Origin of the sequence: Hymenobacter persicinus (assembly GCF_004167665.1) — a bacterium.
Lineage (GTDB): Bacteria > Bacteroidota > Bacteroidia > Cytophagales > Hymenobacteraceae > Hymenobacter > Hymenobacter persicinus.
On record NZ_SEWE01000042.1, the window covers coordinates 23,660 to 37,378 of the forward strand.

At 60.7% G+C, this 13,719-nt stretch carries 6 protein-coding genes, 3 tRNA genes and 3 rRNA genes; 2 read left to right on the forward strand and 10 right to left on the reverse strand.

Annotated elements, in window-relative coordinates:
* Positions 1–21: 21 nt before the first annotated feature.
* Positions 22–2,574, reverse strand: coding sequence for an AsmA family protein (locus EWM57_RS16625; RefSeq protein WP_129922287.1), 2,553 nt, complete (start codon positions 2,572–2,574; stop codon positions 22–24).
* 144 nt (positions 2,575–2,718) lie between these two features.
* Here EWM57_RS16625 and EWM57_RS16630 point away from each other — a divergent pair.
* Positions 2,719–2,796: transfer RNA gene (locus tag EWM57_RS16630), tRNA-Val, on the forward strand.
* 159 nt (positions 2,797–2,955) lie between these two features.
* Here the strand turns inward: EWM57_RS16630 and EWM57_RS16635 are convergent.
* The 4 genes from EWM57_RS16635 to EWM57_RS16650 all read right to left on the reverse strand — a co-directional run bounded on the left by EWM57_RS16635 (position 2,956) and on the right by EWM57_RS16650 (position 8,191).
* Positions 2,956–4,512 carry a PepSY domain-containing protein gene (locus tag EWM57_RS16635; RefSeq protein WP_165370549.1) on the reverse strand — a complete coding sequence of 519 codons (1,557 nt, stop codon included), beginning with the start codon at positions 4,510–4,512 and terminating at the stop codon, positions 2,956–2,958.
* A 16-nt stretch (positions 4,513–4,528) separates the two neighbouring features.
* Complete coding sequence (locus EWM57_RS16640; protein WP_242510112.1) at positions 4,529–6,928, reverse strand: TonB-dependent receptor; 2,400 nt, start codon at positions 6,926–6,928, stop codon at positions 4,529–4,531.
* 110 nt (positions 6,929–7,038) lie between these two features.
* The gene (locus EWM57_RS16645) at positions 7,039–7,419 is read right to left on the reverse strand and encodes a hypothetical protein (protein WP_129922289.1); all 381 of its coding nucleotides are present in this window, start codon (positions 7,417–7,419) and stop codon (positions 7,039–7,041) included.
* 283 nt (positions 7,420–7,702) lie between these two features.
* Positions 7,703–8,191 (reverse strand): COG3415 family protein, encoded by a 489-nt coding sequence (locus EWM57_RS16650; RefSeq protein WP_129922290.1) that lies wholly within the window; start codon positions 8,189–8,191, stop codon positions 7,703–7,705.
* Between the two features lie 327 nt (positions 8,192–8,518).
* Here EWM57_RS16650 and EWM57_RS16655 point away from each other — a divergent pair, with 327 nt between their 5' ends.
* On the forward strand, positions 8,519–9,544 hold the full coding sequence (locus tag EWM57_RS16655; RefSeq protein WP_165370550.1) for a LacI family DNA-binding transcriptional regulator: 1,026 nt from the start codon (positions 8,519–8,521) through the stop codon (positions 9,542–9,544).
* A gap of 268 nt (positions 9,545–9,812) precedes the next feature.
* Here EWM57_RS16655 and rrf read toward each other — a convergent pair.
* From rrf to EWM57_RS16680, 5 genes are all read right to left on the reverse strand, one after another.
* Positions 9,813–9,924 (reverse strand): 5S ribosomal RNA (rrf, locus tag EWM57_RS16660).
* Positions 9,925–10,012: 88 nt separating this feature from the next.
* Positions 10,013–12,925: ribosomal RNA gene (locus tag EWM57_RS16665) — 23S ribosomal RNA — on the reverse strand.
* Between the two features lie 197 nt (positions 12,926–13,122).
* Positions 13,123–13,199, reverse strand: a tRNA-Ala gene (locus EWM57_RS16670).
* A 37-nt stretch (positions 13,200–13,236) separates the two neighbouring features.
* Positions 13,237–13,310 (reverse strand) — tRNA-Ile (locus tag EWM57_RS16675).
* A 117-nt stretch (positions 13,311–13,427) separates the two neighbouring features.
* Positions 13,428–13,719: ribosomal RNA gene (locus tag EWM57_RS16680) — 16S ribosomal RNA — on the reverse strand; the annotation flags it as partial.

Genomic DNA, 13,719 nt, shown 5'->3' on the forward strand with positions numbered 1-13,719 from the left:
TACTCGCCGAGCCGGCCCCGCCTAGAAGTCGAAGTACTGGTCGGGCTGGGGCTGGGCGGGCTTCTTATCCGGCTTCTTCACCTCAAACAGCTTTTTGGGCGCAGCCGGCACCGGTGCCGCGGGGTCCGGCGTGGCCTGGGCCGTAGCTCCTTCCGCGGCGGGCCGGCTGCCGGGCGCGGGCAGCGGGCGGCGGGCCGTCTGGGTCCGACTTCGGTCCACGCTCACGCGGAAGTTGTCTTCGTTGCCCTGCACGGCCAGCAGAATGGTTGGTCCGGTAGCCACTTCCCCGTTGATGCTGGGCCGGCGCAGCAGTCCGGGCAGAATTGGAATCGACAGGTGGTAATCCATCTGCTGGTCGAAGGTGTGGGTGCCCGTCACGCGCAGCACCGAGGCCGTGCGCACGTTGGAGCGGATTTCCATTTCGGGCAGATACACCGTCCGGCTCTGGATGTAGATGCTGTTGGTGAGCTGGGCAAAGCGCAGGTGCCGCAGCTGCTCCCGGCTGGCCACCATGCTCAGCTTTTGCAGGGGCGCGAAGTTGTTGAGCTCCCCGTTGCGGACGGTGGCCTTCACTTCGGCCTCCAGCCGGTCGGTCAGGGGCTGCAGGGCGCGGTCGAAGTAGATGTCTGACTCGGCGCTGGCCGTGAGCGTGCCGCGCAGGTGGCGGGCGGTGATAAACGTCTGGCCAAAGTCCTCGAACACGTAAAACAGGCTGTCGAGGGCCAGCTGGGAGCAGCTGGCGCTGGTCGTGGCCTTGAGCAGCTCGGGGCGGCGCGCGTCGAGGGTGCCGCGCAACGTGGCTTGCCCGCCGGCCGCGGCCACGCTCAGCCCCGGCGTCGAGACGACCTGCTGGCGGAGGCGGACCGTGCCGCGCAGCTGCCGGCCGCGGAAGCGCCGGAAGCGCACCTGCCGCACGTGGGCGTCGAGGTCGAGGGCCAGGCTGGGGGGCACCTCCAGCGCGTAGCCGCCGGGCCGGCCCGCTGGCTGCCGACCAACCGTGGCGGATGGGGCTCGTTTGACGCTCAGCAGCTCGTCCAGGTCCAGCACCCGCGACTCCACGTCGGCTTCCACCAGCAGGGGCTGGCCGGGCAGCAGCAGCCAGCCCAGGGCATTTTTAAAGAAGCCGCTGAGCTGAAAGTCCGACCGGCCCATTCGGCCCGTGAAGTTGGTCACGGCCACGTCGTTGCGGCGCAGCAGGAAGTTGCCGCTCAGCCCGTGCAGAGGTTGGGAGTAGTCGCGCAGCTCGATGCTCACGCCCCGCAGGGTCAGCTCCCCCGCCGACTGCCCCGCGGCCGAAGCGGGCCGGGCCCGAAACTGCCGCAGGTTGCCGGCGAGCTGCAGGGCCAGCTGGGCCTGGCCGCTGGCTTTACGCACGGCGGCCACCGGAAAAAACCGCAGCAGGTGGGCCACGTCCAGGTCGGCCCGGATGGCGAGGCGCACGGTAGGATCCAGCAGATTCTCGTAGCGCAGACTGCCGCTGAAGGGCCGGCCGCGCAACGTACCCCGCAGCTTGTTCAGGGTCAGGGCGGTGGTGCGGGCCGAGCGGGCTGCGCCGTTGGTAAACGAGCCCTCGACAAACACGTGCTCCACGGATTCCTGGTACTGGGGGTGGTAGAAGGAGACGTCGCGGCAGCCGAACTGCACCGCAATGCGCGGGCTTTTTCCGCCGGCTACGCTCTGCACCGTGCCCCCGAAGTACACGTCGCCGCGGCTGCGGTACTGGCTGAGGCGCCGGGCTAGACGGGCCGGCAGCAGCGCCGCCACCGACTGCAAATCCGTGTGCTGCCCGTTAAGCTTCAGATCCAGCTCCGTCACGGCCTGGCCGTAGCCGATGCGGCCGGCCAGGGTGTAAGCGCCTTTCCCGATGTTCAGCGCCGAGGGCTCGATGGTTAGCACGTGGGCTGAGCGGTCCACTTGCAGCCGGGTATTGAGCGTGACTTCCTTGCGGCGAAAATAATCGTCGGGGCCTACGCGAATGGCGTCGATGCGGGTGCGGCCCGCGGCCTGGATGGCAATGCGGCGGTCCGTCAGAGTGAGGGCGGCGCGCACGTCGTGGGCGTGCAGGGTGTAGCGGTGCTGGTGGGCGGGGTTGTCGTAAATCACGCCCACGCGTTCCAGCTGCACAGTTTCGAGGGCAAAAGCCAGGGGCTTCGCGTCGGTTTGGGTGGAGTCGGGGCGGAAAATGGCGTAGTTGGGCTGGCCCTGGGCGTCGTGCCGCACCTGCACTAGGCCGTCGGTCAGGGTCAGGGAGCGGATGCGGTAGCGGCCCGCCAGCACGTCCCAGGCGTCGAAGGCGCAGTAGAGGCGGCGGGCCCGGGCCAGGGCGGTAGTGTCGTGGGGCAGCGAGCCTAGCACCACCACGTCGTGCAGGGTGATGGCCACGCGGGGAAAAGCGTCAACCACCGAAACCTGCAGCCGCCCCACCCGCACCGGCGTGCGCAGGTGGCGGTTGACCTCCTGCACAAACAGCGCAATAAGTTTATCCTGCCCGAGCCAGACGCCCAGAATTCCGCCGCCCAGCACCAAAACCGTGGTGAGCAGGACGGAATAGAAAATTTTTTTAAAATTTTTCAACAGGCAAATATTTCTGAAAATGAGTTTGTTGGCTCACCAAGCAACGTTTTTGATCAAGAAATCTTGAGCCAAGTTCAGGGTTTTGTTTGCGCATTCAAAAAACACCTCCCATATTTGCAATCCCAAACGGGACGTACACAACACGGGAGATTAGCTCAGCTGGTTCAGAGCATCTGCCTTACAAGCAGAGGGTCACTGGTTCGAACCCAGTATCTCCCACCACCGAAAAGCCACTTCGCAGCAATGCAGAGTGGCTTTTTCGCTTTTAAACTCCTCCGGCCCAGGGCGGAGCAGAGCTAGCCGGCACCTGCCGGCCCAAACGACAACGAGCGGACCCACCGGGCCCGCTCGTTGTTTTTGCAGTAGCCTGCTACCGGCCCTTTACCGTCTGACTTTCACGAAAAGTATCAGCCCCAGCACCGACACCGCCAGCACGCCGGCCGCCGAGAGCATGGTGATGAGGTCCCGGACGTTTTTGCCCAAGCCGCCGCTGAGGTGAAACTTGTGCAAAAAGCCGAACGACAGGCCTTCGTAACGGTCGGCGTTGTCGAGGCGGGCCGCCAGGCGGCCGGTGGCGGGCTCCACGGAGAGGGTGGTGCGGGTGGGCGTGGCAAAGTCGACCTGCACGACGGGCAGGCGCTTGTTGATGAAGTTATACTCCTCCCCGAAGTGGTCGACGAGCTGGGTATTGATGATGGCCGCCGGCGCGTCGCCGGCCTGGGTCAGAAAGCTTGACGCCAGCTGCCGGGCATACTGCGCACCGGCCTCCGGGGTTAGCCGACCGGTTGCCGCACTGTAGTATTGCACCGGCGCCGCCCGGACAACCTGCACAGGCTGCCCGGTGCTGGCTCCCGTAGCTTTCTGCCCCATCGTGACATCTTCGGGCGCTAGTTGAAAGACCTGGTAGTAGACCTGCCCATTGAGCTCAGCCAAGGCTACGTTCTGCACGGTTTCCCAGCGCAAGGACAGCTGGGTGAGGTCGACTTCGAGTTGTGCGGTGCTGACTGCGGGTGCGTGCTGGTAGGCCAGCCGATTGTCGGGGTGCAGCTTGCGCTGCACGTGCCAGGCCCCGCTGAAGGCAAAAGTGAGCGTGACCAGCGCCACGGCCAGCCCGACGGCCCGGTGGTATCGGCGCAGCCAGCCTATCTGATCCTGGGCAGTGCGGGGCTTGCGGAAGCGCTTCCACAGCAGACCGTAGATGACCAGCCCGCTGACCGCCGAGGCGATAATAACGCTGAGCAGTACCAGCATGACCAGTACCCGCACGGTGTTGTTGGCAATGAGCTCCAGCCACGACCAGGTGTGGAGCAAGCTGAACACGCGCAGGAACGTGGCCCGGGTCGGGTTGTTGAACGTGGCCAGCCGGGCGGGCATGGTTTCCACGTAGACGGTGCTCACCCCGGGTCGGTCCAGGGTTATTTTCCAGGCTGGCAGCAGGCGGTTCACAAAGGGGTAGTCCTGGGTGAACTCAGTGAGCCGCTCGGCCCGCACCAGGGGCGCTACGGAGTCCTGGGTGAAATAGCGGGCCAGCTGCTCGGCGTATTGCTGGTCGGCCTCAAGGGGCAGGGCGGCGCCGGTCACGGCGCTGAAGTAGCGCGGCGCGGCCGTGGGCGCCCCGAGCAGCAACTGGTAGGCCGGCTGACCGCGCCAGCGCACCAGCCGCACGTTGCGCAGGCCCGACAACTTATGCTGGGCCAAGACTTGCTTCAGGGCTATGGTGGGGCGCGAGGCGGCCTCGGCCGGCAGGCTCTCCTTGGCAATTACCGGCCGCAGCCAATTGCTCATCAGCGGGTGCGAAAGTCCGCTCAGGGTCCAGACAATAACCGGCACGACGGTCAGCAGGCCCAGCAGGCGGTGCCAGCGGTACATATTGCGCTGCACCACGCGGCGGACCGGGCTAAGCGTCGGCGCCGACGGACGGGAAGTGGTAGTTTCCATACGGGAAGCAGGGCGGCTATTTCGCGCCAATGAAGTTGTACTGAATGCCGACGGCCACCGTGCGGGGCGCACCGGGCGTGTAGGTGGTCCGGTCGGGTTTGTTGTTGCCCCGGGTAGCGGCCGTGGCGTACCGCTCATTGCTGGCGTTGAGCACATTGACAAATACCTCCAGCGTTTCGCGCCAGCTGTAGCCCGTGCGCAGGTTGAGCACGCTCACGCCCCGGGCTCCCAACAGCCCCCGGTCGGCATACTGCACCTGGTTGATCTGGTCCTGATACCAGGAGCTGATGCGCTGGTATTCGCCCGCCAGGCGCAAGCCCGGCAGCCACTGCGGCTTGTAGGTCAGCTCGGTGTTAGCTACCCAATGGGGCGCCTGCGGAATCTCCTTGCCGTTCACGTTCTGCACGGCGTCGGCGGCGCGGGTGCTGAGCGTAAACTCCTCGAAGCGGTGCACGGCGTTGGTGCCGCCGAAGCGGAAAAACAGCTCCGCCGTGGGCTTATAGGTCAGGCCGTACTCGATGCCGCGGTGCAGGGTCTTGCCCGCGCTCTGGTAGTCGGTGGAGTTGTCGGGCTGGCGGATGTTGAGCAGCTCATTGCGGCCATCGAGCTGGTAGGCGGCCACGTCGACGTACACTTTGCCCGCCAGCAGCGAGGCCCAGCCCCCGATTTCGCGGTTGTAGAAGCGGGCGGGCTTTAAGTTGTAGTAAAACTCGGCGGGGGCGCCGGCCGGCGTATTGGGCTTCTTGCGGAAAATGGAGGTCAGGCCGGGCGGCGAAAATCCCTGGGAATAGTTGGCGTACAGCCCGCGCCCGTGGCCCAGGTCGTAGGTCAGCCCCGCTTTGGGCGTCGCCTGCTGGTACACCTTGCCCCCCGCCGAGTGGTCGAGGTAGTTGTTGTAGTCGAAGGCCAGCCGGTCGAAGCGGCCGCCCAGGGTGAGCTGCAAAGTGGGCAGGCGCGTGAGCGGATGCAGGTCGAGCTGGGCATACACGGCCGAGTTGCGCAGGTTCGTATCGTAGTCGGCAATGGGCAAATCCGGCCGGTCCGCGGCCACGGTGTAGCGCTCCACCGACTTTCGGTCGGCCCGCAGCTGGGCGTTCAGGTCAATCTGGTGGGCGTCGTAGTGCGTGGGCGAGTAGTCGAAGCTGGCGCCCCCCAGCAGCTTGGCCCCGAGCCAGGGCAGCCGGATGCGGTGCTGGGCCAACAGGCCGTAGCTTCTAAACGCATTCACGTTGATTTCTCCCCGGGCCTTGGTGGGGTCGTTGGTGGCCGAGGGTGTCGGGTTCCAGCGGATGCCGTAGCTCGGGTTCTGCCCCACGCGGTTGTCGCGGAAATAGACGGTCAGGGAGCTGGCCTGCTGCTCGCTCCACTGCTGCTCGGCCGTGAGGCGGGCGCGCAGGGCGTAGGTTTTGCGGTACGTGAAGTCCGAGGTCGAGGAATATTCGCGCCGGTAGTAGGCCACGCTGTCGACCGAGGAGCTGGTCTGCGAATCGTAGTTGTTGTAGGAAGCGGCGGCCGTCAGGTGGGTTTTATCGGTCAGCGCGTACTCCAGCCGGCCATTCACCGACTGCTTGTCGTAGTCGGAGCTGGCGGCCCAGCCGTTGCGCTGCCGGGCCACGTAGCCGCTCACGAAGCCGCCGAGCCTGGTCGAGAGCATGCCCCCGCCCCCAAACTGCGCGCGCCGGTAGCCATACTGGTCGCCCTGCACGCCCAGGCTGGCCGTGGGCACACTGGTGGGGCGTTTGGTCAGCACGTTGATGGCCCCGCCCACCGCCTCTGGTCCGTATAAGGACGAAGCTGGGCCCTTGACGACCTCAATCGAGTTAATGGCCAGCGGATTGGTTTCTAGCAGCGCATTGTGGTTGAACACGCCCATGGGCCGGAGCGGAATGCCGTCTTCCAGGTACAGGAAATAAGCATTGGTCCCGAACGGCTGCCGAATGCCCATGGCGTGCTGCTCGTTGCCGTAGTTGAGCATCACCACGCCCGGCACCTTGTTGATAAGCTCAGTGAGCAGCGTGGCCTTGGTGTCTTGGATGACGGTCGGGGAAAGCCTGGAAATGGCCACCGGCGCTTCCGTGCGCAGCTGCGCTTCCCGGCTGGCCGTCACGACCACCGTTTGCAGATCTTCCACGGCCGGCTCCAGGGCCACGCGCAGGGCCGCTCCGTCGGTGGTGGCAGGCAGCGTGCGGGCCCGGTAGCCCACGGCCGAAACCACGATTTCCGCCGTGCTGACGGGCAAGGTAAAGTAGCCGGAGTTGTTGGTAGCGGTGCCCGTGTGGCCGTCGGGGGTGCGTACCGTGGCCCCCACCACGGGTTCTTTGGAAGTGGCATCAAACACCCGGCCGGACAAGGTGCGCTGCGCCACGGCCGCCTGGCTCAACAGCAGAGCCAGGGGAAACAGAAAAAGCTTTTTCACGAAAATTGCCGAAAGCAGATAAGCGGCAGGGCGCACCCCGGCTCCCCGCCGTTTTACGCGCGGAAACCGGGGCAGCGGGCCTGCCGGAACTCAGGAAAAGCGAGTACGAATCAGCTTTCCGCGGGCGGATGGTCGGGGCCGGGTTGGTCCCAGGCGTAGGCCGGCACGTGCAGCGCCCCGTATTGCGGCACCACGGGAAAGTCTGCCGCTGGTACCAGCCGCAAAGGCTGCACGTCAGGGCAGAACAGGGTAATATCCTGGAAAACCTGCTTGCCACCCACCGGCTGCTTCTGCTCGGCTTTGTCGACGGCGCGCAGCTGTTTGGTCAGGTGACATTTGCCGTTGCAGTGCAGCTGGGGCTTGTCCCGGTTGATGCAAAGCACCCGGGCCACGTAGTCCCGGTTCAGCCACCAATTAGCCACAATGCCCAGCCGCCCGGCACAATGCACCGAGAGTGAGCAAAGAAGCAAGATGGCCACTAGCTGACGCATGCCGACAAACGAAGGTCTGCTCCCGGCTTCGTGCCGGATTCAGCCGCAAAGGAACGGCTTTCGGGGTGGCAGACCAAGCTGATTGGCCTCTTACCCACCGCTGCTTACTCGGTTGGTCAGCGCCAAAGGTTGCTGCCTGCCCCGCAAAAACTGGTTTTCCTTCTCAGCAATGAGCTTCGGCCGGCTTTCCTGCCAACGCCAAGCGCCTAATCAGGGCCCCGAACGGCGGGCTGATTAGGCGCTGGAGATGATGCTACAAATCCGCGGGCGGCGGAGATATTACTTAGGCAGCTTGCTCTTGCTCTTTCACCTGGTGGGCGGGCTGAAGCAGCAGGCGGGAATTCTGCTGGGCAGAAGCAGCACGGGCCGCGGTGCGAACCTGCTTGAGCGCCTTGTGAATCGTGACGGTGCAGATGCTGTCCACGTAGCCCAGTTCCACTACCCGTTTGGCCAGGGCCGTCAGCGTAACGCGCTTGCCCTCGGCGTAGGCGCGCTCAGTGAACCGGCGCAGGCGCACTTCCATTTTTGGGGTCAGCTTGTTGGGAGCTCCGCAGCGGCGGATGGAATGCAGATAATCCTGAAAACCCTGCTCGGTAAAGGCGCGCCGCATGCTGTACACGCGGTGGATGCTCAGCTTGAGCAGTTCCGCTGAATCCTGCACCGACATATTGGCAAACCAATGCTGCAGCACCAAAGCGCGGTTGCGCTGCTGCCGCGAAAGGATTTCCGAACTAACGAATTTGGTCAGATAAGCCTGCTGTTGCGAAGACAAGCTTACGGAATGACGATGACGCCCCATCTGCGGTAGAAATAACGGTTGGACTTCTCTGGAAAGCACTGCTAGTATCCATCAAATCAGTAGAAAGCCTCCTTCCCACAATTTGATGGGCTAAATGTAGCAAGGCTAATTAGTTTGTGCAAACGTTTGCACAAACTATTGTCGGCGTTCTTTCCGTAAATCTGCCCTGCGGAGCTTTAAACCCGCTTTTTGCCGTATCCAAGATTTTGGCAGTCGGGCAGGCCGCCGATTTTAGCCCCTGGCCATACAACCAAGTTGCCCGTTTTGTGCGACCTTGCCGTATCATTTCCCTTCTGTCCTGTGGGTATTCACCGCGCTTCCATCTCTGACCTTGCCGCCCAGCTGAACCTCTCGGTTTCCACCGTTTCGCGGGCGCTTAGCAACAATAGCCGTATCAGTGAGGCCACCAAGCAGCGGGTCATGGAGCTGGCCCGCCAACTCCACTACCAGCCCAACCACCTGGCCGCCGCCCTGCGCAAGGGGCGCAGCAATACCCTGGGCGTAGTTATTCCCCACATCGACGGGCAGTTTTTCGCCCTGGTCGTGAAAGGCATCGAAACCCTGGCCAATCAGGCGGGCTTCAACGTCATGTTCTGCCAGTCGAACGAGAAGGTTGAACAAGAGCGGAAAAACATCGAAGCCCTGCTCAATGCGCAGGTCGATGGCATTCTGGTTTCCATCTCTCTTTCCACCCATGAGTTTGGTCATCTGGAGGAAGTACGCCGCCGCGGTATCCCCCTCGTTTTCTTCGACCGAATCCTGGACCGCCCCGATACCAGCGCCGTGGTGCTGGATGACTATCAGGGTGGCTACGACGCCGTATGCCACCTGCTCGAGCAAGGCTGCAAGCACATTGCACACCTTGGTGGCCCCCAGCATCTCAACATCTGTAAAAACCGCTACCAAGGCTACGTCGACGCCTTGGGTAGCTACAACCATCCTCTCGACCCGGCGCTAGTGCACTTTAGCGACCTATCCATGCAGGATGGTCGGGACGGGATGGAAATTCTACTGCGCCAGGCCCCCAACCTCGATGGAGTGTTTGCCTGCAATGACTTGGCTCTCGTGGGCGCCATGCACACCGTCAAACGCCAGGGCTTACGCATTCCGCAGGACATCGCCCTAGCAGGCTTCAGCAACGAGCTTTTCGATTCGCTCACCGAACCCATGCTGACATCAGTTGACCAGCGTTGCGAGGAAATGGGACGCACGGCCGTACAGATGCTGCTTGAAATGATTTCTGCCGGCGACCAAGCCGTGGCTCCACGCCATGTCGTGCTACAGCCCACCCTCTTAATCCGGGAATCGTCTCAGCGCCACGGCTAGTTTCCATAACACTATATAAGCCAGACCGCCCCAGCCGTTTAGTACGACTGGGGCGGTTTTACGAGGAGGGGGCTCATCCTGCCTGCCCCGTCCCGCGGCGGCTAGCCGGCGGCGGCGGGGGCACCCGGCCGGGCGCGGGGGAAAGCCGGCGCGCGAGGCACGGGGCACGGGGCCGGCGCGCGTGCGCGGGGGGTGGGGAGCCGGCCGGCCGGCGTATAAACACACCAGCCCCCCGCAGCACGAAGTCGCGGGGGGCTGGATCAAGTAAGGTTGGCGGCGACCGACTCTCCCGCCGATGAAGGCAGTACCATAGGCGCTACGGGGCTTAACTGCTCTGTTCGGAATGGGAAGAGGTGAACACCCGTGCTAAAGCCACCATTACTGGTGTCAGTATCACATTGCTGTAATGACTGTCAAAAACGTTGACGTAGTAAAAACGGGTAAGAAGAAAGGTGCGGTCAAGCAGGTACTTAGAAGTGTTCGAGTCATTAGTACTCCTCGGCTCGGCCATTTCGGACCTTCCACCTGGAGCCTATCAACGTGGTCATCTTCCACGACTCTTAGTATGGGATATCTCATCTTGAGGTGAGTTTCGCACTTAGATGCTTTCAGCGCTTATCTCATCCCAGCGTCGCTACCCGGCGCTGCAGCTGGCGCCACAACCGGTGCACGAGCGGCTAGTCCAACTCGGTCCTCTCGTACTAAAGTCAGGTCCTCTCAAATATCCTACGCCCACAACAGATAGGGACCGAACTGTCTCACGACGTTCTGAACCCAGCTCGCGTGCCACTTTAATCGGCGAACAGCCGAACCCTTGGGACCTTCTCCAGCCCCAGGACGTGACGAGCCGACATCGAGGTGCCAAACCTCCCCGTCGATATGAGCTCTTGGGGGAGATCAGCCTGTTATCCCCGGCGTACCTTTTATCCTTTGAGCGATGGCCCTTCCATGCGGAACCACCGGATCACTATATCCGTCTTTCGACCCTGCTCGGCTTGTAGGCCTCACAGTCAAGCCCGCTTCTGCTATTGCGCTCTGCGTACGGTTACCAAGCGTACTGAGCGGACCTTTGAAAGCCTCCGATACTTTTTTGGAGGCGACCACCCCAGTCAAACTACCCACCAGACACTGTTTCCGTTTCCAGATTAGGCACCGAGTAACACAAGGGTGGTATTTCAACGTTGACTCCCCGAGAGCTGGCGCCCCCGGTTCACAGTCTCCCACCTATCCTACACATGTGTTACCCAGCGTCAATGTCAAGCTATAGTAAAGGTGCACGGGGTCTTTCCGTCCCGTTGCGGGTACTCGGCATCTTCACCGAGACTACAATTTCACCGAGCTCACGGCTGAGACAGCGCCCAGATCGTTACACCATTCGTGCAGGTCGGAACTTACCCGACAAGGAATTTCGCTACCTTAGGACCGTTATAGTTACGGCCGCCGTTTACCGGGGCTTCGATTCAAACCTTCGCCTTGCGACTAAGTTCCCCTCTTAACCTTCCGGCACCGGGCAGGTGTCAGGCCTTATACTTCCTCTTGCGAGTTCGCAAAGCCATGTGTTTTTGTTAAACAGTCGCCTGGGCCTTTTCACTGCGGCTTCTCAGCATTGCTGCTGAGGAAGCGACCCTTCTCCCGAAGTTACAGGTCCATTTTGCCGAGTTCCTTGGCCGTGATTCACTCGAGCGCCTCAGGATTCTCTCCTTGACTACCTGTGTCGGTTTGCGGTACGGGTTATCGAACAGTAAACGCTTAGCGGGTTTTCTTGACAGTCTGATTAGGAGAACTATCCCGTTGGCCGAAGCCGCCAGGTACTATCACGTTTCAGCAACAAGGGCGGATTTGCCTACCCAAGTTATACCTACGCGCTTCAACGGGCACTTCCGTCCGCCCGCGTCTCTTTCACTTCTGCGTCACCGCATCACTCCATTCAATAAGTGCTGGAATATCAACCAGCTGTCCATCGACGTAGCCTCTCGGCGTAGCCTTAGGTCCCGACTAACCCTGATCCGATTAGCGTTGATCAGGAAACCTTAGTCTATCGGCGGGCAGGTTTCTCACCTGCCTTATCGTTACTCATGCCTACATTTGCTTTTCCAGCCGCTCCAGCAATCCTGACAGATCACCTTCACCGCTGCTGGAATGCTCCCCTACCACTTAGTCATCTTGCAGACTAAATCCATTGCTTCGGTACCGGACTTGATGCCCGCGTATTATCGATGCCCTCTCGCTCGACCAGTGAGCTGTTACGCACTCTTTAAATGAATGGCTGCTTCCAAGCCAACATCCTGGCTGTCAAGGCAAGTGGACCTCCTTTGTTCAACTTAGTCCGGATTTAGGGACCTTAGCAGATGGTCTGGGTTCTTTCCCTCTCGGCATGGGACCTTAGCACCCCACGCCTCACTGCCGGCTATATTACATGGCATTCGGAGTTCATCAGGATTCGGTAGGCTTTGACACCCCCTAGTCCTATTGGTAGCTCTACCTCCATGTAACTCTACGCCGACGCTGTACCTAAATACATTTCGGGGAGTACGAGCTATTTCTCAGTTTGATTGGCCTTTCACCCCTACCCACATGTCATCCAAATCCTTTTCAACGGAAACTGGTTCGGACCTCCAGTTGGTTTTACCCAACCTTCATCCTGCACATGGGTAGATCACAAAGTTTCGCGTCTACCCCCACTGACTGCACGCCCTATTCAGACTCGCTTTCGCTGCGGCTCCATGTATCTATACATTTAACCTTGCCAGTGAGGAGTAACTCGTAGGCTCATTATGCAAAAGGCACGCCGTCACCCCACTAAAGGGCTCCGACCGCTTGTAAGCACACGGTTTCAGGTTCTTTTCACTCCGTTATTCACGGTTCTTTTCACCTTTCCCTCACGGTACTGGTTCACTATCGGTCTCTCAGGAGTATGTAGCCTTAGCGGATGGTGCCGCTGGATTCAGACGGGGTTTCTCCGGCCCCGCCCTACTCAGGAATCCTCTACCGTCATATATCAGTTCGCTTACCGGGCTCTCACCGTCTCTGGCCGACTTTCCCACGTCGTTCAGCTAAGATATATGAATCAGATGTTGAGGTCCTACAACCCCGGACTGGCCGTAACCAACCCGGTTTGGGCTCCTCCCCGTTCGCTCGCCACTACTTGGGGAATCATTGTTATTTTCTTTTCCTCCGGGTACTTAGATGTTTCAGTTCCCCGGGTTTGCCCGTACACAACTTAATGTATACGCCCTACTGCTTCACAGTAGTGGGTTGCCCCATTCGGATACCTGCGGATCACCTCGTATGTGCCAATCCCCGCAGCTTTTCGCAGCTTATCACGTCCTTCATCGCCTCTGAGAGCCAAGGCATCCCCCGTGTGCCCTAGTTTACTTCTAGGTGTTATCTTCTTGCGAAGACAACATGCTCGGTTGATTTGCACTGTGGCAAATTTAACTCTTCTTCTTACTCGTTTTACTACGTCAAAGAACGTCTGTCCCACCTATTGCGGAACAACGTAGTAACAGGCCGGCAAAGGCACTCTTACTATATGCTTGTATTCTCACCCAAGCGCCTCCGATTGAAGAAACTTGTTATGGTGGAGAATAACGGATTCGAACCGTTGACCCCCTGCGTGCAAGGCAGGTGCTCTAGCCAGCTGAGCTAATCCCCCATTTTCGTGTCCGGTTGGCAATTCCAACTGTTGACAGTGGGCCTGCCTGGACTCGAACCAGGGACCTCTACATTATCAGTGTAGCGCTCTAACCACCTGAGCTACAAGCCCGGCTTCTATTTCATTGCTGAAATAGCTCCGATAAAAACGTTGAATGAGAGGAAATGACAATTGATAATGTGTTGCGCAACCAAGTGACTGTGAAGCTCACGAGTCGGATTGCTCCAGAAAGGAGGTGATCCAGCCGCACCTTCCGGTACGGCTACCTTGTTACGACTTAGCCCCAGTTACTTGTTCTACCCTAACTGGCTTCTGTGACGAGCACCAGCTTCAGGTCTACCAAACTTCCATGGCTTGACGGGCGGTGTGTACAAGGCCCGGGAACGTATTCACCGCGTCATTGCTGATACGCGATTACTAGTGATTCCAGCTTCACGGAGTCGAGTTGCAGACTCCGATCCGAACTGAGAACGGCTTTGTGAGATTGGCATCACATCACTGTGTAGCGACCCTCTGTACC